16 protein-coding genes are annotated in these 26,545 nt (G+C 45.6%); 1 reads left to right on the top strand and 15 read right to left on the bottom strand.

Features of this window, described 5'->3' with window-relative positions; all coding sequences use genetic code 11:
- Positions 1-27: 27 nt before the first annotated feature.
- The 8 genes from ASL11_RS22725 to ASL11_RS22690 form a co-directional block, all read right to left on the bottom strand.
- Complete coding sequence (locus ASL11_RS22725) at positions 28-2,445, bottom strand: alpha-L-rhamnosidase-related protein (RefSeq protein ID WP_235550555.1); 2,418 nt, start codon at positions 2,443-2,445, stop codon at positions 28-30.
- 30 nt (positions 2,446-2,475) lie between these two features.
- Positions 2,476-3,969, bottom strand: coding sequence for a glycoside hydrolase family 28 protein (locus ASL11_RS22720; protein ID WP_056620105.1), 1,494 nt, complete (start codon positions 3,967-3,969; stop codon positions 2,476-2,478).
- A gap of 157 nt (positions 3,970-4,126) precedes the next feature.
- Positions 4,127-7,702 carry a polysaccharide lyase 8 family protein gene (locus ASL11_RS22715; RefSeq protein WP_056620102.1) on the bottom strand — a complete coding sequence of 1,192 codons (3,576 nt, stop codon included), beginning with the start codon at positions 7,700-7,702 and terminating at the stop codon, positions 4,127-4,129.
- A gap of 176 nt (positions 7,703-7,878) precedes the next feature.
- On the bottom strand, positions 7,879-9,558 hold the full coding sequence (locus ASL11_RS22710) for an extracellular solute-binding protein (RefSeq protein ID WP_056620098.1): 1,680 nt from the start codon (positions 9,556-9,558) through the stop codon (positions 7,879-7,881).
- A gap of 124 nt (positions 9,559-9,682) precedes the next feature.
- On the bottom strand, positions 9,683-10,558 hold the full coding sequence (locus ASL11_RS22705; protein WP_056620095.1) for a carbohydrate ABC transporter permease: 876 nt from the start codon (positions 10,556-10,558) through the stop codon (positions 9,683-9,685).
- Between the two features lie 43 nt (positions 10,559-10,601).
- Positions 10,602-11,588, bottom strand: coding sequence for an ABC transporter permease subunit (locus ASL11_RS22700; RefSeq protein WP_082595705.1), 987 nt, complete (start codon positions 11,586-11,588; stop codon positions 10,602-10,604).
- Positions 11,589-11,751: 163 nt separating this feature from the next.
- Complete coding sequence (locus ASL11_RS22695) at positions 11,752-12,876, bottom strand: glycoside hydrolase family 88 protein (RefSeq protein ID WP_056620092.1); 1,125 nt, start codon at positions 12,874-12,876, stop codon at positions 11,752-11,754.
- A 598-nt stretch (positions 12,877-13,474) separates the two neighbouring features.
- Positions 13,475-14,059 carry a TetR/AcrR family transcriptional regulator gene (locus ASL11_RS22690; RefSeq protein WP_056620089.1) on the bottom strand — a complete coding sequence of 195 codons (585 nt, stop codon included), beginning with the start codon at positions 14,057-14,059 and terminating at the stop codon, positions 13,475-13,477.
- 244 nt (positions 14,060-14,303) lie between these two features.
- Here ASL11_RS22690 and gdhA point away from each other — a divergent pair, with 244 nt between their 5' ends.
- On the top strand, positions 14,304-15,674 hold the full coding sequence (gdhA, locus tag ASL11_RS22685) for an NADP-specific glutamate dehydrogenase (RefSeq protein ID WP_235550538.1): 1,371 nt from the start codon (positions 14,304-14,306) through the stop codon (positions 15,672-15,674).
- A gap of 1,011 nt (positions 15,675-16,685) precedes the next feature.
- On the opposite strand, the gene ASL11_RS22680 is transcribed toward gdhA, so the two are convergent.
- The 7 genes from ASL11_RS22680 to ASL11_RS22650 all read right to left on the bottom strand — a co-directional run bounded on the left by ASL11_RS22680 (position 16,686) and on the right by ASL11_RS22650 (position 26,394).
- The gene (locus ASL11_RS22680) at positions 16,686-17,576 is read right to left on the bottom strand and encodes a glycoside hydrolase family 43 protein (RefSeq protein ID WP_056620267.1); all 891 of its coding nucleotides are present in this window, start codon (positions 17,574-17,576) and stop codon (positions 16,686-16,688) included.
- Between the two features lie 23 nt (positions 17,577-17,599).
- Positions 17,600-19,255, bottom strand: coding sequence for an MGH1-like glycoside hydrolase domain-containing protein (locus ASL11_RS22675; RefSeq protein WP_056620074.1), 1,656 nt, complete (start codon positions 19,253-19,255; stop codon positions 17,600-17,602).
- A gap of 51 nt (positions 19,256-19,306) precedes the next feature.
- Positions 19,307-20,185: a carbohydrate ABC transporter permease gene (locus ASL11_RS22670; protein ID WP_056620066.1), complete on the bottom strand. Its 879-nt coding sequence runs from the start codon at positions 20,183-20,185 to the stop codon at positions 19,307-19,309.
- A 17-nt stretch (positions 20,186-20,202) separates the two neighbouring features.
- Entirely contained in the window at positions 20,203-21,096 is an 894-nt protein-coding gene (locus ASL11_RS22665) for an ABC transporter permease (RefSeq protein ID WP_056620062.1), read from the bottom strand.
- A 108-nt stretch (positions 21,097-21,204) separates the two neighbouring features.
- On the bottom strand, positions 21,205-22,866 hold the full coding sequence (locus ASL11_RS22660) for an extracellular solute-binding protein (protein WP_056620059.1): 1,662 nt from the start codon (positions 22,864-22,866) through the stop codon (positions 21,205-21,207).
- Between the two features lie 114 nt (positions 22,867-22,980).
- On the bottom strand, positions 22,981-24,645 hold the full coding sequence (locus ASL11_RS22655; protein WP_056620057.1) for a response regulator transcription factor: 1,665 nt from the start codon (positions 24,643-24,645) through the stop codon (positions 22,981-22,983).
- Positions 24,646-26,394, bottom strand: a complete 1,749-nt coding sequence (locus ASL11_RS22650; protein WP_056620055.1) for a sensor histidine kinase — start codon at positions 26,392-26,394, stop codon at positions 24,646-24,648.
- Positions 26,395-26,545 lie beyond the last annotated feature (151 nt).

Raw genomic sequence — 26,545 nt, 5'->3', positions numbered from 1 at the left:
AAACTGCTAGAGGCATATGTTTTTACATCAGGATAATGTTGGAAATCCAAACTCATTCTGCCCCTCTTGCAAGGAATAGCTTTCACTACCCCAAACCAACGTACCAGGCAAACCATGAGGCAGTGCAACTTCGACGTGCCATTGGCTGCCCCGACACTCCACGTTCACTTCGATAAATCCATTCGGATGCGGGAGCTTACCGTGCAGACTCGTCAAAGATCCTAGCTGCGGACGAATCACGACCGAAGCAAAACCCATTGATGTCGGGCGGATGCCAAGCAAGTTGGTGTAGAGATGGTAGACCGGATGAGCCCCCCAAGCATGACAATCCGAACGCGTGGAATCTAGGAAAATTTCTGGCGTCGTCTTAAGACCAGTTCCCTCCATGCCGAACCAAGGCTCAAGTCTGTCCAACAGTGCTTCAATTTGATTGGCAGACGCTAACACATCGAACGTATAGTGATCGAAATACACGCTTGTGCGCATCAAGTCGGTGGCCGTCTTCAATATTTCGGGTATAAGGCGTCGGTTCAGTCTGGGCGAAATCGACTCGCATAATAAGGAAAGCACCTGTGCATGCTCCGAATAATACTGATGGCCAGTATCGTCCGCAAACAGCCCTCTCTCCTCATTCCAGAACAACTGCTCGACTGCGCTGCCCAGTTCTTTTGCCAGCCGTCTCGCTCGTGATTCCAGCTCTTTTTCACCTAAGTAGTCTTCAAGCTTGGCGACCAGCTCCAACGTATAAATCATTTGCAGATTGTAGGCTGCATTCAATCGATCTGCTCCATGCGGCGGGGTACCAGAACTCCATGCATCTGAAGGCGCTGTCTGCCAGTCTATGAAGTTCCATGAAATAGGCAGCTTTACCGCTCCATTCGATGAACGATTGAACAATAGCCGATCCAACTCATCTCGAACGCTGCTCATCATGAAACGAATCCATTCCCGATCCCCTCTCCACAAAGCATAATCGTAAACCATCGCCACCCACCACAAGGAGAAGGAGGAAATATGTTTACCGCTTTGGTCCGGGTAAGCACAGTTCACAAGTCCTAGATGGTTGTTGCGCGAAGCTCGGAACATGTCCAGTGCTTTACGCGGTAATCGAGCGTCGAGCGTGCTCACGTAGGTAACAAGCGACTGAATGCGTGTATCCCCCACATACATCAGTTGCTCCCAATAGGGGCAATCCATGTATGTTTCATGTGCACACATTTGCAAAGTCCTAAATGATGTACGAACGACTTGGTTTAGGCGTTCATCACTACACTGTATGGAGCCTTCCATTTCCAAGGGATATCTCGTTTCCAGCAATCCAAACGCATCTATGACGAGCGCCTCGCTACCCGTTTCTACGATCAACCCACCATAACGTCCCGCATGCCACCACAACGTATCGAAACTTCGACCTAACCCGCCATCCGCACGAAAGATATCGCCATAACCTCTAAACCATTTACCTGCAATCTCGTTCCTATTCGTCTTGCGTCCGCCATCTGCTTCATCATAGAAGGACTCCTCCCAATGGAGTCGAATGACAGAACCTTTTCCTCCTGAAAGGATAAGCGCTGGATAGAAACAATAATAATCACCTAAATCGATAATGACTCTTCTACGGGTATTCGCTGGAATGTGAGTTGGTTGCCCAGTAAGTAAACTATTCCAACGCTCATGCTCCTCTTCTAGATCACGACTAGCAACGAGCTGATGTCCATCTGCTTCCACGATTCCAGCTTGCTCAACAAAACGTACTGACATCGTCGTCACGCGAACTTCTTGCATCGGTGGCAAAGTAGCTGGACGCATAAGACGCTGTACCGACGAGAAATGATAATTGTCCTTATTATGGTAGACATTCGCCAAAGGTTGTACGGGAAGCCATCCCTCCCCACCCCCTAAGAGGGCATCCCAATCAAAGGTAGCGCCGTCAATGTTCAGCTTTGCACCAGTACCGATGCTAGAGGGCAGTGGAATAAAACGATAACCTGGCATCGGCTTCGCATCCCACTGAGCAACGCCTGTACCCATAAGTGGCGCGAGTGCTTCATCATCTGGACTCAGAAGGAAACCTGGCTGTACGCTGACTTGTGCCCATGGCTTATGTTCGCCAATTGCCCAACTACGCGCAATCCATTGATGTTCCCCTGCGGCAAGCTCGACTTCATACGTCTCATAGAACCAATTGCTGCGGTCTCCACGTTCGCTGCCTCGGCCGATCCTTTTTTGATCCAGAAACAGCTCATATCTCTCGTCGCCCGATACGTGGACCCTTAAGCGTAGAGCTTCGCTAAGAGAGAACTTGCAACGGTAAACGATGACATGAGGAGGTTTATCAGCCGCTGTGCATGTCACCCAACGGCATGGCCAGCCTGAAGCTTGTTCCCACGGTTTTTGGGATTGATTTCTCTTGATATCTTGACTATAGGGTAAGTCAGTGAGCACTACACGCAATCAGAGCACCTTCTTCATTTATTATCGGATATCATTCACAACGTAGAGTTCGATATTGCGGATATTCATCTCTTCCAACGTAGCTGATGGCTTCGTGCTGCCCATCATATAGACCTGCTCAAAGGTAACCCCTTCAATCAGGAAAGGATCTGTTCCACGCAGCATGGATGGGAGTCGGCCTTGATCGCGTACCTTAATATTTTTAAAAAGCACCTGGGTAACAGGCCCGATCCCTCTCCCACTCTCTTCGATTTCAACATGCAGCCAAAAAGGTCCATTTCTTGTATGGATGACTTGCTCAATATCGATGTTCTCAAAGGTGATATTCTCCGCGGTAGCCTTGCCAAAGCGGTGATGAATCGCTAAAGCACGGCTGGCTTGATATACGTAACTATTTGTAAAAGCGATATTCCGTTGCGATTGCTCTACGCCCATCCCTACCTTAAAAGCAGCACAACAAGTCCATGCTACACAATCATCGAACGTTACATTCTCAAGCATTTGAGGCGATCCCGGCCAATTATCGGCGATATCCGTTGCTTCATTCCAGGTTTTGGTGGAGAACGGGTCATCCTCCGAAATGGCGATTGTATGTGTGACAAGCACATTCTGTGACTCTACAATATCTATAGCATCATCCTCATAATCAACCAACGATTGGAAGCCCTTGTAGTTCGTAATCTTCACATGATTGGAACGAGTAGGGATAAGCGCCCAGAGACCTGCATCTCGCCCAATAATGCCATCAATCGTAAAGTTGGAGGTCAGCATAGGCACAATTATATTGCTAACAAAGCTTTGATTCGCTCTCATCCAGGAACCATTCCCATCAATTGTCCCTCTACCAGTGATCGCAATATGGGTGGAATTAGGTTCTGTTTGGATGAGCCAAGTTCCGTCATAATTTAGACTATCTTTATGAAAATCGACCGTGTAATCCTCTTTATGATCGGTTGCCCTAAGTACGGCTCCTCCTTGCAAATATAGGGTAACATGGCTTTTCAGAACCAGATTGCCGATCAGGAAAACACCCTCAGGCACATAGACAACGCCTCCACCAGCTGAGCTCGCATCATTGATTGCCTCTTGAATCGCTGAAGTTGCCATCCTTTTCCCCGTGAGATCAGCGCCATAATTAGCCACTACATGATAGATGCCATGGCCTGATGCAGGCGGAACGCTCACTTCAAGTGGATCTGCGATGAGGACGAGCTCCTTCAAATTGTTAATTTTCACAATGAGATATCGGGACTCTTGGAGATCGAAGGTAAGCTTATTCCCCACTACCGTTCCTTGGATCTCAAATGCTAACGGACTTATCGAATGCGTATCGATCGGCTCGCACACCGTGATAGTTATGGTCGTTGATCCTGAAAATGAGAAATGAGCGTAATCATAATCACGATCCGTCAGAAAAGAGATCACCGGTATTTCGGTGTTCTCAGCTTTTACCGAGAAATACGATGATTCCACATAAATAGACGGTACGGTGTAGGTCTCTATCGTTGCAGGCATATTAATCCTCCTAAGCTTCTTAGCTAACAGGTTTAACATACCTATTTTGCTACGTCCCATCAATCTACATTTCTTTGTTGGATTAACATGCGGAATAAAACAAAGAAACCTGAGACTTTGAGAACTCAGGCTTCTTTGCGTTTCTGCTCCCTAACCCTTACGGATTATAACTCAACTTGACATCATCTACACTCATGGAGCTAGCGTTGCCACCGATCGAAGTGCTCAGCTTGTCGACCTTGGTCAACCCGGTATACCGATAGTTCCACTGCGAGCCTCGCAACTCGCCGTTTACGTAGACATCGAACTTTTTCGTTGCTGTATTAATAATCACTTTTAAACGGTACGGAACTCCGTTCTCGATCGACGTCAGTAGGTTCGTTTGGGTCCCCCCGTTGTAGCCCCAGATTCTACCACTCTGCATAATGAGATGGGCAGCACTGCTGTTGGAGGTAAGACTGCTATCTGCGACGATCAAGGCATTTTTCCAGTTGTTGTCATCGGCCGTCACAGTCGCTTCTACAATAACAGTGCTGCTTGCCGGTGCGGTAAACACCTGATACGCCTCGGCTTTACCGCTGGTGGACGTCGTTGTCAATTTAACCGCTTTGTTCGTAGTCGATCCGCTTACCATCTGCACTACGCCTGTGTTCCCCGTGATACCGCCGTTATCGAATACCCAACCGCCTTGCCCATTCAGGTTACCAAGCGCCAAGCTGTTAAAGTTCTCATTAACTAGTGTAGTTAAAGTAAGCGGTGCATACGATACTTTCACATCGTCTACGCTCATCGAGCTGGCGTTGCCGGCAATAGAAGTAGAGAACTTGTCGAGCGTGGTTACTCCCGCGAAGCGATAACTCCAACCCGAGGCGAGCAGCGCATCATTGACGTAGACGTCGTATTTTTTCGTTGACGCATTGATCACGACTTTCAAGCGATACGGCTGGCCAGAGGTGATTCCTGTTAACACATCGGTTTTGGTGCTGCCGTTATAGCCCCAAATTTTGCCGCTTTGCAGCACCAATTGAGCCGCTACGTTATTAGCAGTTAAGCTGTTGTCCGCGATGATTAACGCATTTTTCCAATTGCTGTCATCAGCCGTTACCGTCGCTTCCGCTGTGATGTAGCCGCCTTGAGGCGCATTAAACAGACGATAAGCTTCGGCACCACCGCTTGTTGAGCCTGTCGTGACTTTCAGGGATTTGTCCCCGCTCACGCCATTCTCCTTCTGCACAACAACTGTATTCGCAGCCACGCCTGCATTATTGAAAATCCAGCCATTTTGACCGGTCAATGTGCCAGGCAGCATGTCATCAAAATCTTCGTTGACCGTGTAACCAGTAACTGGGCCTGCGGAAGGCGTTGCAAAAAACGCCTTAATGCTCTTGCCGCCAGCACCGTTCACATTGACGGTAAGGGTAGTCGTACCACCGCTCGTGCTGGTTGTTATCCGTGAATCCTTATAAACCACTGGCCCCAGAGGTTGCGTAAGCGTAAGTTGAATAGTACCCGTATTGGCCAATGTTGGATCAGATACGGAAACTTCGGTTCCATTCTCGGTCGTGCGGACCATAACAGACGCTTTTTTGTTGCTGGTGACACCGCTAACGGTTTTGGCAGCATCATTCCAGAAGTTAATTCCTAGTATGCCAAGTGCATTTTCTTGCACTGCCTGTGCAGCAGTTGAATTCTCGATTACCGTAATGTCCGGATTAGCTGCATACGTATCCAACTGCCCGCTGGACATACCTGGCAGTAGCACATAGGCATACTGGGCATTAGTCGGATTCGTGCCATGATCGAACCATAGATTCAAGTAGTTGCGTGTATAGTTCGTAAAGTATTCCGCCCCTGTATAGTACTGGTTAATGCTCGACCATTGGGCTGTTCGCGCCTCGCGCAATCCCTTTACTGTCGTTGCTGTAGGGAAATAGTAACCGATGTCGGAACCTGCCACATTACCGGCCAAATGAATTCGGTTTACATTAGTCATCGTCTCATTCCACCCAAGCGCAGCAGATTTCGCAGCGCCGTTTACAGTAAGCGCATTGTTACCGCTGCTATTCAGCTTCCGGTTTTCAACAATGGTTTCAGCAACCTTGTTGTCTGTAGACGTGATACCAGCACCCAAACTCACAATCTCATCATCAAACATGAACCATGATTTCTTTGCTGTCAGCGTAGCGGCATTAGCCGTGTACTGCATGCCTGTGATCCCGTATTGTCCTGATATTTCTGTGCCTCCAACCCAGCTATTCGGATTTTTGGCATTGGCTGTTGCCGTCGTGTTCTGATTAACTGTTGTGCCCGGCAAACGATAGCTGTTTACGGTAGGCCAGTAAGAATCCTTATACTGAGTCAAATCAGAATTATAGAGATAGGTCATCCCGTCTCCGGTATGCCAGCCCTTTAAATTCTCATTATTAACAATTTCAAAATTCCCGATTTTATTCGATGACATACTGATGCCAAATGCGAATCCCGATCTATGATGGATGGTTCTAGCCATGTTAGGGTATTGTTTGTTCATGATAAGCGCATCTCTCGTGGTAACGGAAGGATCACTCATGATTTGTTTCGTTTGCACGATGGAGCTGATCATTACCAAATCTGCATACTTGGTAGGAGACGTAGCGTCTGTCATCCATTTTTTAACCATAGATTTATAGGCTGCCCGATCTTCGGCGGATGGTGCTGATAAAGCCATCCTTGCCACAGAAGCACCAAGCGCTCCCATTGACGTTAACCCATTATCATCGCTGGCTAATCTTGCAATGTTTCTTCCTCTGACCATATCGGCCATGGAGGTATTATAAAATAACGGCTCAAAGGCATTATAAATCCATTGATAGATGTTATTCACATCCGGATCCGTTATATCCCAAGTAGACCCTGCAACTACGTACATCACCTTGGTTAAATTGTCGAGCAAACTTATGCCATATCCGCCGTTGTAGGGAATAAGTGCAGTATGTTGAAGAAACGAACCGTCGCTATACATGCCTTCACCGGAAGTCACATAATCAAATACCGAACTAAGCTGGTCTCTTCCCTCAATGATTTTTGCACTGTTCTTAACAATAATCCCGCTTGTTATTTTAATGTTACAAGCCCATACACGATTGGCTCCAGTCAGACCAGCTCCCCAAGTAAGCGCTTGATAGTCTATAACAGCGTGCCAATTCGTAATCTGTGTTGAGGTTAAACTGGAATAAATCCAAGTTGTTATGTTGTTGATGCTGAGTGGTGAAGAGATTTGCCAATCAAACCAATTGTCATAGCCTCTAAACGGTACACTAGTGTTATATCTGTTCGTGTACATCCAATCCATGGCACTTTTAATATCTGCAAGCAAAGTCGCGTTGTTCTGAAGCGTTGAACCTCTAGTTACATAAGCTAGCGTCATCGCTTCTAACCTTTGGTAGCTTCCTGAAACATGCTCCGATTCCGTTGTCGTTGCCATATCACTCCACAGATACGTTCTTCCTGCAGCCTTATTCATCGTATCCCAGTTCGTCTGAGCAAGCGTCGTAATATTGGTAATCTTGCCGCTGATGTCAGGGTCTGCTGGGTCGTAAGTAGGTCCTCCCGTGGTAAAATCATAAATCTTCGCTCGTAACGTGTCATACTCATCTGCCGCATAGGCAGGTTGAATGGGCAGTGCCAGTACATTGACAATCATAGCCAGCACTAATATAAGCGCTTTCATAAAACGGAATTTACCCATTAACATAATTAGCCCCCTCTTAAGTCAAACGATTTGTTGGCCTTATTTCAGCCCCTTCTTGCAGAAATCGAGTCATTGTATTGAAAAAATGTGCTTCCTTCCAAACTAACTTGCAGCAGGAAGGAAGCACATGATGGACTAAAGTGTTGATTTAACTGGTTGTGTAAATGATTCTAGTTAACTTATTTCGTCAACAATTTATAGTAGTCTTTCGTGTAAATAACGTCTTTTTTGTTATCCGCATAGGCTTTTGTATAGAAGTCATCGACTTTCTTACCGCCGCCTTTTTCCCAAGCCTCTTGTGCATCTTTCATCGCTTGATCAACGGTATACCCTGATCCACCTACAACAGCTTTTGTATAAATATTTGTTAGCGTATTTTTCAATGTGTTCTTAATGACTGTCAGATCATCCGTCAATGTAATTGGAAGTACGATTTCAGACGTTGTTGGACGATCCGGTGTGATATAAGCCTCTCTACCTTGCTTGACTAGATCGATATACGCTTTATCATTCGGCTTCGAAGGATCCAATTGGTTCGTGTAATCCACACATTTGCCCATTGTACCTGTCTGAGACATCATTTGGAAATCGCCATTCCAATTTAATTCTTTCTTGTTTTTCTCCGGATCAATTGGTTTCGGACAACCATCTACCATCTTATAGTTAACGCCTTCTATACCATACATTAACGTCTGTTGAACTTCTGGCGTCATTAGCCAATCCACATATTTCACAACGGCTTCAACGTTTTTGGCTGTTGCGTTAATCGCAGACATAAATTGCATTGGTACTGCACCAGCAGGTGAGAATTGACCGAATTCGGACTTCGGAAGCGGTAAAATCGCCACTTTGGCAGTTGGATTATTTTTCATCAATGTGTTGTAGACATCGTATCCAGTAGCAGCTCCTTCTAACCCGCCTGCTCCCCAAATACCGAGCTTGCCGTTTACCCAATCCTGCTGCGCTTTAGCACCATTTTTATCTGTAAAAGTATCTTTATCTACAGTGCCAGCATCATACAGGGCCTTCTTGAAAGCGAGATCTGACTTCGGACGATCCCAAGTACGCACATATTGATCATTAATCAAATGATAGGATGTAATCATCGGTAATGTCTCATCACTCGCTTGCCCTAATTGGAAGAAATAATCTACATCGAAGAACGTCGAACCGAGTGTATCCTTCTTGCCATTACCATCAGGATCTTGCTCCGTAAACGCTTTCGCAACTTGGAGATACTCTTCTGTTGTTTTTGGCATTGGAAGCTTCAATTTATCCAGCCAATCTTGGCGAATCATCACATAATGGTTCGTTGCAAATGGCAACGTACGACCAAAGAAGTACGTTTTCCCATTAAATCTCGTTAATTTCTGTAAAGACTCATTGCCAGTAATCACCTTTTTGTAATTCGTGGAATACTTCGAAATTGCATCATCGAGCGGAATAATTTGCCCTTTGGACGCCAGATCCTTCATATAGGGATTAGAGAATTCCATGATTAAGTCAGGTGCTTGCCCCGAAGCGAACAGGACGTTCCACTTCTCCGAAGAGTTCGTACGTGGAACAGGGATAAACTCAACTTGCACCGGAGCATTGTCGTTAATCCATTTCGTCCAGCGGTTATTTGTAATTGTGCCTTCACCCTCAGGTACATTGTTACGATCATAAATGGAAACCGTAATTTTCGGCTTAGGTCCAGCTGGTTTCGCACTTGCCGCAGCCGTGCTTGCAGCGCCTGGTGTCGTTGTTGCAGTGTCTGTTTTTTCTTTATCCGATGCGCAAGCCGCAAGTAGCGTCGTGCTTGAGATTGCCAAAGCTAAGGTAATGGATGCCGCTTTCTTTTTGCTAATTTTGTTCATATAAATAAGTCACCCCTCAAGTTATGTACGTGCAGTTTTAAGATAACCCCGATTAATCCATCTACTTGTAAAACTAAGCCTACCATGTTTATTGCTTCACATCACCCCTTTCAAGGAATTACCATTATCCTTTCACAGCGCCGACCATAACACCCTTGACGAAAAACCGTTGTAAGAATGGATATACGATCAACATTGGTAATGTCATAACAATAACGCCTGCCGCTTTAACGCCCTCTGGCGTGACCGCTGCTGCTAATTCAGGCTGAGTATTCGTCAGCTCCTGCATCAAAGTTTGATTTTGAATCATTTGTTGGACGAGTACCGCTAAATTCAACTTGCTGGCATCATTGATATAAATAAGTACATTCATGAACGCATTCCAATGGCCTACCGCATAAAATAAGGTTAACGCCGCTAGAACTGGCAATGACAATGGCAACACAATTTGAATGATCAAGCGCCATTCGGAGCATCCATCAATACGCGATGCCTCCTCCAACTCTTCTGGCAATCCTTCGAAAAAGCTTCTCAAAACCAAGAGATTCCACACCGTAATCAAACCAGGCAGCCACAGCGCCCCGTAACTATTAATTAGCCCCAATTTTTGGACTAGTAAATAAGTAGGAATGAGACCAGCTGAGAAGAGCATCGTGAAAATAATAGCGAACGAATAGAATTTGCGCCCGATAAAATAACGCTTGGACAAGGGGTATGCAGCTAGGATTGTAAACACGATATTCAGGCATGTCCCTACCACCGTAATAATCACACTATTCGTAAAATCCTTGATGATTGGGCTTTCCTTGAACAGCGCATTATAGCCGTCTAAGCTCAAATTAACAGGCCAAAAGCTAACCGTTCCTGACATTAACGCATGTTTATCACTCAGCGACAGCGCTAGAATATGCACAATAGGTAACAGACAGCTAAGACCAATGATCAGTAATAATATATAGTTGAGGGCGTAAAATACCTTCTCTCCTCGTGTATGCTTCATAAGCTTCTCCTTCTTAACTTTTGTCAGTGCGTAACACGTTCGCCTACCATAAACCTTGGCCGAAGCGGCGTGCAATGCGATTGGCTGCAAGCACCAAGATTAAACCAACCAGGGATTCAAACAGTCCCATTGCTGTCGCAAGACTGAAATTCGCTTGCTGAATACCGATTTTATACATGAAGGTACTAATGACCTCGGATATTTCAGAGACAGCATTATTCTGAAGGACATACACTTGATCAAAGCCTAACTCCATCAGATGTCCGATCTTCAGAATTAACATAATAATGATCGTTGGCAAAATCGCAGGCAGTGTAATCCGTATGGTTTGCTGCCATTTATTAGCGCCATCTATACTAGATGCTTCATATAAGCTTTGGTCAATGGCTGTTAATGCAGCGAGATAAATAATCGCGTTCCATCCTGCTTCCTTCCAAACACCTGATGCCAGAAAGATGGAAATCCAGGAAAACTCTTTATATAAGAACGGATACGTTTCGCCAAAAATCTTTTCAATCAGATGATTGAGCGTTCCTGTACTCTGCGAGAATACCGTAACAACAATGCCGCCAACGATAACCCAGTTAAGAAAATGTGGCAGATAAACCAGCGTTTGAACTAACTTTTTGAACTGGATCCTCCTTACCTCATTGAGCAGCAACGCTAATATGATCGGAACCGGGAAGCCAATGATGATGCTTAATCCACTCAGTTTTAAAGTGTTCCACACGATATCAAAAATTTGCTTCGTCTGAAAGATCATTTTAAAGCTTTCCAAGCCTGCCCAAGGGCTGCCCCAGATCCCTTTAATGAAGCTGTACTTCTTAAAGGCAATGACAAGTCCCGTCATCGGATAGTATTTAAATATAAGATAGAAAAGGATGATAGGCACAAACATGATGTACAATGGAATGTTCTGTTTTAATACGCGTTTGCCATACTTCCTTACTAGCCAATTGCTTTTGTTTTTTGCTGTACTCGCCTTCGAATTAACCAGCGTTGGTGTTGAAGGAGGGAGTGTCTGACTCATCGGTGTCACTTCCTTGCTCTGTAATTTGAACTCATCGTACCTGCTGATCCGTCATCCGTACAATATACATGATTTCGATCAGTTAACAGGCTTATGTAATGGGGATTCCCGCTGTCTGATATACACTTTTTCTAGCGATATACATGTGAAAATTCTTGATATATTAGGCTTTAGCTGCTCCTGTTTCCCAGAAAGAGGGATGTCCTTGCAGCTTCGCCAATGCTTCCATATAGTAATAGTCACCGTATATCAGCGGCTTATTGATATTCTGATTCATGGGCACGTTGCCCGTACCAGAGACTAGGATCGCTTCTTCGGAATCTTCTGCAGAATAATGCTGAGATAAAGATTGCAAGATCGAACACGCTTGTTCCTTATAAAAGAGTGCCCGATCGCCTGCACATACTGCAGCCAGATCCAGCAGTCCGCTTGCTGCAATCGCTGCAGCACTTGTATCGCGCGATGCCCCCTCGAAGGTAGGCAATCGGAAATCCCAATACGGCACCTTATCCTCGGGTAAGTGTGCTAGGAAGAATGAGGCTGCATGCTCCGCTGCTGCCAGCAGGTCGGCACGGCCGGTATGACGGTAGCTGAGCACCGAGCCATAGATCGACCATGCGGAACCTCGTGCCCATGCAGACTCTTCCGCATAGCCTTGGCCACCAAGCGCACCGGTGCGTTCGCCCGTCTCAGGGTCGAAGCAGACAATATGATACGCGGAGCCATCCTCGCGAATAAACTGCTTGGCGGCCATTCCCGCGTGCGCCTCTGCGACATGCTTGAAGCGAGGGTCGTTCGTTTGTTGCGACGCCCAGTAGAGCAGCGGCAAATTCATCATGCAATCGATGATGGCCCATCCTACGCGCTCCGGGCTGTTCCATGCGCGGATGAAGCTTCCCTTGATATTGAATCGCCCCGCCAAATGACTGGCAATCTTCAAAGCTCGGCGTTTGGATTGCTCATTGCCGGTGAGATGCCAATTCGCTATCGAAGTTAGCGTCCACATGAAGCCCATATCATGATCTAGGGGCTCGTAAGCCTCGATTACAGCATCCATTTGTGTTTCACAGCTCTCTGCTAAGAGGCGTAGCTGCTCATCTTGGCGATCTTGATAAATGAGCCATAAGATCCCAGGCCAGAAACCTGCTGTCCAGTAATGCGGCGAGGTCAATTGAAATTGCCCCTCATTCGATCCGTGAGGAAATGCTGCACCTACTCGCAGGCTCGTGTTCTTTACTTTGCAGACGCCTTGCTCCCAGGCATCTCCTATCCATTGTTCTTGTGTCATTCTCTCTACACTCCCTCCGTTGAATGTCCCTAGCATATCCATAGGAGGCCACTTGCTCAATATACATGTTTTCGTTGGGTTAACAGGTTAGGCGTGAGGGCATCCTGAAACATGAGAAAGGCGCCATGCAAGGGGTTTAACCTTACATGGCGCCTCGTTTCAACTATTTTATCGTAGTTGTTGTCTATGTTGGTGAGTGAATTCCCCAAATAACTAGATAACACACAGTTAAATTCAAGCGCTTCTCATTATTTCCAACAATAACTGGAAAAGATACATCTAATTTCATGTTAAATCGCTGATTGGAGTCATATCCGTCAAATTAACTACATAATTTCCATTTAACCCCAAGAAAGGCCTCATAAACAAGAAATTAACATCAGGTTTTCCAGTTAATTACTAGGTAGCGTCTGGGGATGAGAGTGGTAGAGTTTGGGGAGCTTGCTGAGTAGCTGGATTAGTACCGTAGCTTGATGAGTGGCAGGAGTGGTGGCGTGTTAAGTAGCTGTCGTTGTTTTTGATATTCGATTATAATCTTTTTCACGTATTCACTCGCTTTTTCGGCTATTTTTAGCGTAGTGTCGGATTACTGTCTCTTCTATGATAAGGAACGCATCAAGATAAATTGCTTAGCCAGATAGACAGGTGTATACGGCATATCCTGACGAAGCCAAGCAACAATTGTACCAATTAAGGCGGAGGAACCGTACCATATGGCAATATCCTTTTGAATACCTGCTGTAGCTAAAACGGATTCATCTCCCATCCTCTCAATTCGTGATGTTACCAATTCCGTTAGAAGCCTTAACATGCGATCTGTAAAAATCGGAGTTCGTCTTGAGGCGAGTACGACTTTATAAAACTTCGCATGTTCGGCAAAGTGCTCCAGCAAGTTTACCAACATCGGCCAATCCTCTTCTTCCTTTGAATGCTGATTCGCCGACGCATGGGTCAAAATACGATTGATGTCTTCAATCATTTCATCCGCCATCTTCTCCAACATATCTGGAATATCTCGATAATGCAGATAGAACGTAACTCTGTTAATGGTAGCGCGCTCTGCTATGCGATTGACTGAAATTTTCTCGATATCCATTTCCTGAAGCAATTCGACGAAAGCGTCTTTAAGCAATTGACGTGTTCGAAGAACCCGAGGATCTACGCGTGGTGTTCGATTATCCATGTATCCCAATTCCTTTTCTTTTCCATAATGAGCTTGTAACTATGAATGTTGCACATTTTCTAACCTAATTCACACTTCGCAAAGTATACTACAAGTTGTAAATTTAGTCTAATGATCACTTTCGTAACACCAATTAGTAAGCTTACATGACATGTAAATTTTGATTGCCCAATTGGCTCGAATAAGGTAAAACTATACTAATAAACTTTTTTATTATATTTAAATTGCGAAGGTGGATGACAGTGTGTTAGTTCAAGTGGACAATGATGTAGCTGCAAGAGAGTATGTACAAGGCATATACGAAACCGTAGTCAAGCGTAATCCGAACGAGACAGAGTTCCATCAAGCTGTGAAAGAAATTATTGAATCTTTAATTCCAGTTCTTACCAAGCAGCCGAAGTACATGAAACACGGCATTCTTGAGCGGATCGTGGAGCCAGAGCGTTTGATCACTTTCCGAGTACCCTGGGTAAATGACCAAGGGATTACGCAAGTAAATCGTGGATTCCGTGTGCAATTTAACGGTGCAATTGGACCGTACAAGGGTGGTTTGCGTTTCCATCCTTCCGTTAATGCTAGCATTATCAAATTTCTTGGATTTGAGCAAACTCTCAAGAACTCCCTTACTGGTCAGCCGATCGGCGGCGGTAAAGGCGGCTCTGATTTCGATCCTAAAGGTAAATCAGATAATGAAATTATGCGTTTTACGCAAAGTTTTATGACTGAGCTTTATAAATATATTGGCCCGGACACTGACGTACCAGCTGGAGACATTGGTGTAGGCGCACGCGAGATTGGGTATATGTTTGGTCAGTATAAGCGTATTAGCGGTGCTCACGAGTCTGGTGTACTGACTGGGAAGGGTATCATCTATGGCGGCAGCTTAGGCCGTACTGAGGCTACTGGATATGGCTGTGTTTACTTTGTTAATGAAATGCTGAATTCCAAAGGCCTTAGCTTCGAGGGAAGCACCGTCGTCGTTTCTGGATCCGGTAATGTGGCTACCTATTCCATCGAAAAAGCCGTACAATTAGGCGCTAAGGTCGTTGCATGCAGTGATTCCAATGGGTATATCCATGATCCAAACGGCATCTGTCTCGAGACGGTTCGACGATTGAAAGAAGTTGAGCGCACAAGAATCAGTGAGTACGTTAAAGAGCACCCTAGTGCGACTTATCACGAAGGTTGTAATGGCATTTGGTCCATTCCATGTGACATTGCGCTACCAAGTGCTACGCAGAACGAAATCGATGAGGAATCAGCAAGGCTTCTTGTACGCAATGGGGTAAAAGCCATAGGGGAAGGCGCGAACATGCCATCTACCTTAGAAGCGATTGATGTCTTCCTACAGGCGGGCGTTTTGTTTGGGCCAGCCAAAGCTGCGAATGCAGGCGGCGTAGCTGTATCGGCGCTAGAAATGTCTCAAAACAGCATGAGATACTCCTGGCAGTTCCATGAGGTAGACGATAAACTCCACGCGATTATGAAAAACATTTACAGAAGCGCTGTACAAGCAGCTGAGGAATATGGCCATCCTGGCAATCTTGTTGTCGGCGCCAATATTGCAGGATTTACCAAAGTAGCCGATGCTATGATCGCACAAGGTGTCGTTTAGAAGCTATTGTAAAGAGAACTCACATGTGCCATTACGGCTAATTTGAGAAATGAACATCGAGTGGGAACTTTAGTGCCTTAAAGGGATAGGGTGTCCCGAAGTAGAGAAATCTGCTTCGGGACACCCTATTTGTAGTTGTTTTTATGTGAGATATACGCCAATTGTTGAAGTAGCACGCTCCAAACGCCACTCTAAACACCACTAGCTTAGCTCCAATCACACATACAAACACCCAAAAGCCTTCACGTCCACCTGTAAGTCGAAATTATCGACTTACAGACTCACAAAAGCCCTCTCGCACACCTGTTAGTCGATTTATTCGACTATCTCCCCCCGCTGAGCTCCCGTTTCTCTCCAGTTAGTCGATTTATTCGACTATCCCCTCCCGATAAGGCCCCGTTTCTCTCGAGTTAGTCGATTTATTCGACTAACTCCTCACGCTAGCGCCCCGTTTCTCTCGAGTTAGTCGATCTATTCGACTATCTCCCTCCGCTTGGCCCCTTTTCTCTCCAGTTAGTCGGTTTATTCGACTATCTCCCCCGCTAGAGCCCCGTTTCTCTCCAGTTAGTCGATTTATTCGACTATCTCCCCTCGCTAGCGCCCCGTTTCACTCCAGTTAGTCGATTTATTCGACTATCTCCCCCCGCTAGAGCCACGTTTCTCTCCAGCTAGTCGATTTATTCGACTATCTCCTCCCGCTAGCGGCCCGTTTCTCTCCAGTTAGTCGATTTATTCGACTATCGCCCCCCGCTGAGGCCCCGTTTCTCTCCAGTTAGTCGATTTATTCGACTATCTCCCCGCTAGAGCCCTCATTTCTCTCCAGTTAGTCGATTTATTCGACTATCTCCCCTCGCTAGCGCCCCGTTTCTCTCCAGTTAGTCGATTTATTCGACTATCTCCCTCCGCCAGGCCCCTTTTCTCTCCAGTTAGTCGATTTATTCGACTATCTCCCCCCTTCAGCTCTACAAACAAAAAGAGCTACCTCTCGGTAGCTCTCATCATTCCTTATCCCTACATGTCAATTACCCTCAGTTTCCCTGCCACCTCTTCGATTTTTAGAAAAAGTGGGCGCTCATTCGGCGTCTGATTTGGCGTGTGGACAGCCAACATCAAGCTCCCATCGAATGCGTGGAACAGCATCCCATGCCCACCGTCACTCCTAAAGAGGGCTTCCTCCTCCTGCACCCACGGGCCCAGCACGTTTCCTGAGACAGACGTAGCAACACCTAAGGCATACGTGTTGTTGATAAAACTTGCCCACAACATTAGCAACACGCCTGCACCAGTTCGATACAGCGAAGGTCCATCGGTCACATAGTTGTCCTGCCCTGGATAACGAGCATGCTGAAACGCCGTTGGCCATGAAGCCTGCGAAGCGGAGAAGAGCACGACGGGCTCACCGATTGTTCCCTTCAGATCCTTAGTCAATCTGACTGCGCACACTTGGCCGTCCGCTACCTGCTGCCATTCACGGCAAAATACAATCCACGGCAATCCTTCTTCATCGATGAACAATGTCCCGTCTAGAGAGCACCAATCCTTCGGCGTGACAGGACCCTCACTGTGCGGCGTAAAAGGCCCTAGCAGACTGTCGCTTACAAGCACCGCTGTCCCCAGCAAATCGTTGTCCTTCCGCCGGAAGGTCGCAAACATATAATAGCGATCCTCGTACTTATGCACCTCAGGTGCCCAGAAATTGTTCTCGGCATAGAAATCCGCTTCTGGTCTAAACACAGCATACGGACCTTCCCACTCCATGAGGTCTCGTCCTACATAGACATTAAATCCAGTCCCTTTGCCCCAAATATTCGTATCTGTGCTGCCAAACAGATAGTACTGCCCCTCCTGGGCAACGGGTACAACAAAGGGATCACGAATCTGTAAATGACTATTTTGCACCATCACCATACCTACTTACCTCCCTATTACCGATATGTTGGATAAATAACACCTGTATCGCGCACACTAATAAACTGCCCATTTAACAAATCTACTTGCTCATTTCCTTTCACAAACAACGGAAACTCTTGCCCTTCATACCGAACTTTCCCCTCAATGGTGCGAACGCTCATCCCGATGATAGCTTTCAATCGCCCTTTACGATCCGTCACAGCCCTTGTTCCGAAGGGAATCTGCAAATAAGCTTCTCCATTCCGATACACAGTCCCACCGTCTCTCGTTGTAACGAATTCGAATGTGACCCCGTCGACGATCCGACTGTAACCTGTCTCTGCAGCCATAACCTCGCCATGATCCTGTGGATACGGCACCAGAGCCGTGAACCAAAGCTCTCCATCCGGTCTTGGCACAATGCCACACATCCGCTCGACGAAGTCTAGCAAGCATAAAATAGCCGGTGAATACGATTCCGTATAGCCCTCTTTCCCTGTCCAAGGGCTTACCGTTTGGGCGAAACGCGTCATCTGCGCCAATGCTGTAACAATCGGGTTCAGCACCCAAGTCAGCTCCACATAGCGATGATGATGCTCAAAGGCGTGCGGCGTACGGATCAAGCTCAAGAAATTCGACGTGCCAGCCCATGTATTGTAGTTCGAGAACGGATCGAAGCGCGGATCGTCCATAGCAACGGATGTAAATGGATATTTCGCGAAAAATTTGCTTGTATTGAGCAAATACTTCCGCAGTGACGCTGCGAAGAAATCCCCATCGCCTACCTCACAGGCAAGCACACGCAACAAGACGTCAGACTGCACGCGAACCCATTCGTCATTCCGATCTACATCATAGAAGAAAGCATCCTCTTTATCGAAACAATGTACGAACAAGCTGTTCAAGCTCATCTCTGCCTTTACATTCCACTCCCCCGCCGTCTGCTCATCCCCAAGCTCCTGCGCCATGCGCGATAAATAAAGACGCTGACAATACACATTCGCCGTCAAATCTGGCGCTAAGAAGGGCAACGTAGGTGAATCGGGGTTATACTGCCGAGCATCGTCCAGATGGGCGGAATCCGGCACGTGCCAGAAACGCGGGGACAAGTCGTGTCCCGTATCAAACGTGCAAAATGCCTCGACACAACCTGTTTGACGAGTATCACGATACGTCGCGAGCCATTCGTCATGACGTACCATGGCCTCATACATTTTCCGCAAGAAGGTTTGATTGCGACCGTTCAACACATAATGGTTCCACACGCTCCTAGCAAGCGGGGTCACCATTTGGATCTGCCTAAACGCCGGACCGTTCTCCGTCACTTTATAAGGTAGCTGACCATCTTCCTTCTGATAATCTGCGAATAGTTGAAAGGTATCCTCCGATACCGAAGGCAGGAAACGCGACAACAATTCATTGTTGATCGTCCCCGTACTTTCCATCCAGCAGCCTAGATAAATGCCACCCTCATGCAGCACAGGCGCATCCCCCATCGTAGGTACGATGCAATCGAACAGCTTGCTCAGCCCGTTATAATACGTCTCCTCCAAACGCCCGCCTGTCGAAGCAAACTTCACACCTGTACCAAGCCACTCTTTTAGCACATCATGATCTGTTGTTTTTTTTAGTTCACCTAACTGTGCCTCCACGGAAATACCACGAAGCCGATTTATCATGTTCTCACTCATACGAATAGTCCCCCTTTAAAAGAAATGGACTGCCTTAGGCAGCCCACTCTGTTATCCTTTCACACTGCCCATAACCAGGCCTTTCATGAAATATTTCTGTAAGAATGGATAAAAGATCAAAATCGGCATTGCCGCTAAGAATACTTGCGCCGCCTTAAAAGTACGATCGGATACTTCTGACATGTACAACTCAGTTGACGAAAGTGTACTGGAGTCAGGATTGACAATAATCGTTTGCAAATAGCTTTGCAGCGGATAATTCGAAGGTGAATTCATATAAATTAAACCATCGAACCACGAATTCCAATGCATAACCACGGTAAATAAGGTGATCGTTGCCAAGGCAGGCTTAGACAATGGAATGTACATGCTCCAAAGCACCTTCCAATGACCCGCTCCATCAATGTACGCAGCTTCTTCAATTTCCTTGGGTAAATTCCGGAAAAAGTTCAACAGCAAAATCATATTAAAGACGTGAACAGCTCCAGGAAGCACTAGTGCCCAAATGGTGTCCAGCAAGCCGAGTGCTTTCATTGTCATATAGCTAGGAATTAATCCGCCATGGAATAACATCGTGATGATAAAAAACCATGCATATACATTTCTTGCCCGAAGCGTCGTTGTTTCTTTGGAAAGTGGATAGGCAATCAAGATCGTAATCACCATATTAATGCCATAACCGAGCACGACTCTTTGAATGGAAACGAGTAAGCCTTCAAGAAATTCCTTTTTCGTTAAAGCATGTTTATATGAAGCAATCGTGAAATCCACGGGCCAGAGCTTGACGAAACCACCTGCCGCAGCGCTGCTAGAACTGAAAGAGACAGCCAGCACGTTAATAAGCGGCAATAGACATAGGAATGCGATCAAACCAAGCGCTATATAGTTAACTAACAGAAATACTTTTCTGCTCGTTGTCACTTTCTGCATAACCTTTCCCCCTCACCTTAAAATATCCGATAACCCGTATACCGATTGGCAAGCTTATTCGAAATTACAATCAAGATGAACGCAATAACGGATTTAAACAATCCAACTGCCGTCGCTACGCCATATTGCGCATCTACTAAGCCGATCCGGTAAACCATCGTATCAATAATATCTCCTGTGCTGTAGACCATCGGACTGTACAGATTGAACACCTGATCGAAACCAGCGTTCAGCACATTGCCTAAGCTTAGAACAGTCATCAGCGTGACAATAGGCAGCATGCCGGGGATTGTAACGTGGAGTGTTTGCTTCCAACGATTCGCGCCATCCACAACCGCAGCTTCGTACAAAGATTGATCTATGGCTGTGAGGGCTGCTAAATAAACGATCGTGCTATATCCGAATTCCTTCCAAGTGTCTGAAGCGACAAGTGTAAAAGGAAACCAGTTTTCGTTGCCAAGGAAAAAAATAGGCTTGATGCCAATTAGGCCAAGCATCTGATTCACAATGCCGCCTGAAGGCGAGAGGATATCAATTAATATGCCTCCCAGAATGACCCATGACAGAAAATAAGGAAAATAAATAATCGTTTGAATCGTACGTTTGAAAGCCGTACTTATGACCTCATTTAATAGAAGAGCAAAAATAACTGGCACAATTAAGTGTACGATGATCTTCATGACAGCAATGAAAACCGTGTTCCATACTACACTCGAAAAATTAGGCATCTCTAGCATGTAGCGAAAATTATCAAGTCCGATCCATTTGGAGTGAAAAATCCCTTTGGACGGTACAAATTTTTGAAAAGCAATGACGATCCCTGCAATCGGGACATAGCTAAAGATAATCGTAAGAATGACACCGGGTAATAGCATAAGATGCAAAGGAATTTCCTGCAGTTTTTTATTCATATCCGTTTGTACTCCTCTCCGTTTGCATACATGGACAAATAACGAAGGGGAAAGCAGTGTACGACCGCTTCCCCCTAAGCTCCAATCTCGTATTAAGCCGTCAACTTCTTATTTACTTTTTGCGTACCATTCGTTGACTTCCTTCGTAATCTGTTCACCGCCAAGCTTCTTCCAGTCTTCAACGAATTTATCAAACGTATCGATGGATTGGCCCATAATAATCTTTGTAAATACTTCCTCTTCCAACTTCAGAAGAGATGCATTCTTCTCAACCATCGTAGGTGTTGCTGCACCATAGAAAGCATCTAACAAATAGTTATCATCTTTCACGTACTTGCTGATCACGTCGAAGCTGCTCGGCGTACCGAATACGCGCTCTGTACCCCAATTCGCATTGTTACCTTTGCGGTAGTCTACAATTTTGTCGTAGTAGCCCTTCTCTTCCGTCGTCAGTTTGGACGGATCGTTCGAAGCAATCGCACTAAGCGTGTTGTTATGTGCGCTCAAGTTTTTATTCGCAGGCTCTGGATTCATCAGGCTATAGAGGTAGACAGGGACATTCGTAGGGCTGAAGCTCATCTCTGGTTTCGGCTTCTTGCTCTCGTCATAACCATCCATCGCGAAGTTGAGAAGCTTAATAATCGCTTCCGGATTCTTGCTCTTCTTGCTAACTGCGTAATAACGTTGAATCGGCATTTTACCGATTGGTGTTGCCTTCTTATCGTCAACAGACACCAGCGGGATCGCTTTCCAATCTGCTTTCGGATCGTTATCGATGTTCTTCTGAATGATCGACAATGGCGCAGACATGCTGCCGTAGAAGATACCGACTTTGCCGCCGACAACGGATTCCGTTACCTTCGCTCGGTCTTTAACACCAAATTCCTTATCAAGCAACCCTTGTGCGTACATATCCTGGAGCTGCTTCAGCGCAGTTTTCACTTCTGGTTGAATACTTCCATACACAAGTTGTTTACCTGATGCGTCCTTCACCCATTTACCCGCATAAGCATGAAAACCGGAGAAGAAGCCCGTTGTTCCGAAATGTGTATCCGCTAAGAACGACTTCGTGAATGCCATCCCGAAGGTATCATCTTTGCCGTTGCCGTCTGGGTCTTTCTTCGTGAATGCTTCAGCAACCGCTAGAACTTCCTTCATCGACTTCGGCTCCGAAAGTCCAAGCTTCGTTAACCAATCCGCACGTACATACAAGAGCGGTAATCCGTCGATGGCCGACGATGTCTGTGGAATCGCCATCAGCTTGCCGCCAATTTTAGCTGTATCGAACGCCTTCTGATCCTGTTGCAGAATACTCTTTGCCATCGGCGATGCATACTTGTCATACAGTTCTGTCAAGTCATAGAGCATATCATTATCAGCCAAATCGGTGAGTTGCTTGTTTTTCAGCCACATAACATCCGGCAGATCTCCCGCCGCAATCGCCACATTCAGCTTTTGATCGAATTGCTCGACAGGCACTGTCCATTGATATTTCAAATTAATGTTTAGGTCATTTTGATAAGCTTTTGTATAAATATTATTCTCGATCGTGTCGCCATTTTCGTACTTATAAGTGGCTTCCGTGTAGCGCCATGCTGTAATGTCCACTGGTTTCTCATACTTTGCCATCAAGTTCGCGTTAGGTGTTGCAGAAGCATTAGGTGTCGCCGTTGCACTATCTTTCGAACCCTCTGAGCTACAAGCAGAGAGCACCAATAGTCCTGCTGCCGAGAGAATTACTGCTGTTTTCGCTTTATCTCTTTGTCTCATGTGAACCTCCCCGAATGATCTAAATATACTAGAGTTGCTACATCTCTAATGGTAATGCGCAATCAATCGGCATTCAATATTCATGTCTTTACATTTGAATCACTTGTTTACTTGTTACTTGTTGAATATCGAGGTCCGATACTCCAGTGGCGTCATATGCGTGATTTTGCGAAAATATCTCGTAAAGTTCGTCGCCGTTCCATAACCGACTTGCTCAGCGACCTCTTGAATTTTAATATTCGGATTCTCCAGAAGACTCTTGGCTCTTGTCATACGGGTTGAAGAAATATAATCGGATAAATTGCTTCCTGTTACCTGTTTAAACAATCGTGATAAATAGGACGGATTGAAATACACTAATTCCGCTAATTTCACCAACGAAACCTCATCTGGATTATGGAGGTTATCCTTAATATGCTTTTGAATCAAGGAAATAATGGCATTCGCCCTTCGCTCTTCCTCTTGATTCTGAAGATTGAACAGAATGTCTTCTACGCGGGCTAGATACTCAAATGCAACCTTCCATGACTCATGCTCGCCTGGCTGCATAAGCTTGTGCAGTCCAATCTGCGTTGCAACCGTCTCAACCAAATGCCAACGATTCATATAGGATAAAAATACCAATCCAATGGAATAATAAAGTTCTTGCGCAGGGACATCATGCATGCTGTCGATCTCCTTCGCCGAATCGGCACAGGCAAGCAGCGTCTTGCTGAACTCCACCCGTTGCCCATGCTCTAATTGATCAGCGAGCTGCTCCAATTTGGCTTGGCGGATCTGCGACTTCTCCCGGTGGCTGCCGTCCGACTGCTGTAGCTCTTGCTCCACCATTTGCTTGTCCAGGAGGAGCATGCCGCAGCCCTGACCAATGCGATAATTCATCAACATCGTTAATGTCGCGAATCGTTCTGCTGCATCGGTCCACGCTACAGTGCTATCATCCAATACAAAGGACAATAACTCACCGACAGACTCCCGACAGGCCGCCTGCACCAACTCCAGATTCCCTTTTACGAATGTCAGCGTTCGCTCCCATCCCTCTTTATCCAAGTTATCCCCGAGTGGCTGAATCAGCCAAATCAGATCCATATGCTCATTCACCACATCGACAAACGACACATGCGAAGACAAATATTGCTCAGCGATCATCTTGATCCTATAGAGTTGCCGGGACTTTTCCGAATAAGTCGTCCGATTGGATAAGCTGTTAATTCTTCCGAGCATGATGAGAATAGGTCGATCTGCTTGAAGGGGTATCGCTAGTTCATCAAATTGTTCTTGATGAATCTCTTTCACGTCTAGTTGTTCATTCAAAATCCGCTTCACATACTCGTTCTGAAGCATCCCGCGCATGTTATCCAATTGCTCTTGGGCTATCTTCAGCAATGACTGTGCCTTTAGCTCTGTTTCAATCTCAGTCACCGCATGCTCCACCATCTGAATCACTTTCTCGTATCCTTCGGTCTTCAGTAAATAACTTACCTTCTCATACTGAATAGCGGAGTAAATATAGGAAAATTCATTGTATCCCGTTAGAAAAATGACTCGGCATTGCGGCCATCTCTCGCGAATTTTCTCTAGGAGCTGCAAGCCGTCCAGTCCCGGCATACGAATGTCAGTGAGCACGATATCGAAGCGCGTCCGATCGAATTGCCGAACGGCTTCCATGCCAGAATAGGCTTTATACACATCCAGCTCCAGCTGTGGAATGGTCTGAAGCACTTCATATAACCCGTCAGCAATAATCATTTCATCGTCTACAACCAGTACTCTGTACATTTAAACGCCTCCGCCTCCGTTCGTGTGATCAATCACAATCGTCGCCTTCATACCGCCCCATTCACTTCGCTCCACAAATAAACCGCTTGTATGGCCAAATTTCAAACGAATTCGTTGGTGAATATTCAAAATACCCGTCATCTCCAACCCTTCTTGATTGGATAATGCCTCCTTAAGGGACGCAATCCGCTCTCCATTCAATTCCTCTCCATTATCCTCAACGATCATCTGGATCTCGTTCCCAACCTTAAGGAGGCGAACCCGCAAAATACCTTTCTCAGGCTTCCGTTCTAGACCGTGTTCGAATGCATTCTCAATGATCGGCTGTAAAATTAACCTCGGTACCATAACGTGTCCGATATTGTCAGGCAAATCATCGAATTCGACTCGAAGCCGATTCGAAAATCGCATTGTTTGAATCTCCGCATATACTTTGGCGTGATTGACTTCTTTCCAGAGCGGCACCTCATCTGAGCTATTCCGTGTGACGAATTGAAAATACTCACCTAACTGATTCGTAAATTGCTCGAGATTTTCGTAATCACCAAGACGTGCCATCGTACTTAGAATAAACAGGTTATTGTAAAGGAAGTGAGGATTTATCTGCGATTGCAGCTGCTTCAATTCCGCTTTCTGCGTTAAAATCTGCTGTTTATACACCTGATCAATTAAAGATTTCAAGTTTCCTAGCATCACATTAAACCGCTTATAAATGTACTGAAACTCGTCATTAATCGCATGCTCGATGCGAACATCGAAATCGCCATGCTCGATTTTCCGGAAAGCTTTGACCAGCTTATCCAGCGGTTTGTGAATGTATTTATACACATATAAAGAGTAAATAACTATAATAACGAGGGCTACGGCTGCTAATAATAGAAACCAACTTCTATACTTCTGGAGCGGTTGAAACACAGCGTTTTCGGGCACGTATTTGCTCAACACAGCGCCAAAAAAGTCTGATGACGTATACACAGCCAAATAATGCTTGTCATGGATGACAAGTTTCTGTGCATTACCAATATTCGCTTTAGTGGACATATGGGCAGAGATTTCCTTATCGAATGCCGCATCGTGACTTGTTGTGATGACAAACTGTGAGCTATTAAAAATCAATCCCTCATCAGGGGAGTTAATCATTAATTTCAAATGTTCCTCCAACTTTTCCTTGGACAGCTCGATGGCCACAATGAAGAGCGGACCTCTTTTACTGCTAGGCGTAGAGAAGGGATACACAGCGCTTAGATACATACTGCCGTCCACATTCATAACTTGCGAATCCAGTGTCAAAGGAATATTCCTCAACTTTTCAAATTCTTGCTGATTAAATGAGGAAATCGTCAAGGCTGATACGTTTTTTTGAATAGCAGGGATGTAAGCGTACACATCTTTGATATACGTCGAACTGTTGCGAATGGCATTAAGTCGCTGCTGAAGTCGTAGAATGCTTTGCATTTTCTCTATATCATTCAACGAATCTGGAATAGCTCCTAATGCATTTAAATTATCATCGCTTAACACATCATACTGCAACGTTTGAATGCGTCTGAACTCTTCCTCCAACCCGCTGAAATACCCCGATACTTGTGAGATCATGGATTTGGATATTTCATCCTGCAACGTTCGGATCCCCCAATTATAAATAATCATACTGAGGATATAGAGCGGTAACAGAATACAAATAAACGAAAGAATCAATCTTCTAAGGGCATTTTTCTTCCAAGGATGCCTCGTTAGATTCAGATTCATAGTAGTCCCCCTTTTGTGGTAAAATTATCCACTTCTATATTCATTCGGATCCTATGTAAGACTACCCGAAAGTTAGTTTAGTAGCAATACTAACATGAACCGTACCAACTTTGAAGTGAACAATTCAACGGGTTAAGCCTCTATGCAGTAT

This window comes from Paenibacillus sp. Soil750, from assembly GCF_001428045.1.
GTDB lineage: Bacteria > Bacillota > Bacilli > Paenibacillales > NBRC-103111 > Paenibacillus_E > Paenibacillus_E allorhizoplanae.
The sequence above is the reverse complement of the archived record's forward strand: the minus strand, read 5'-3'. Positions and strand labels throughout refer to the sequence as shown.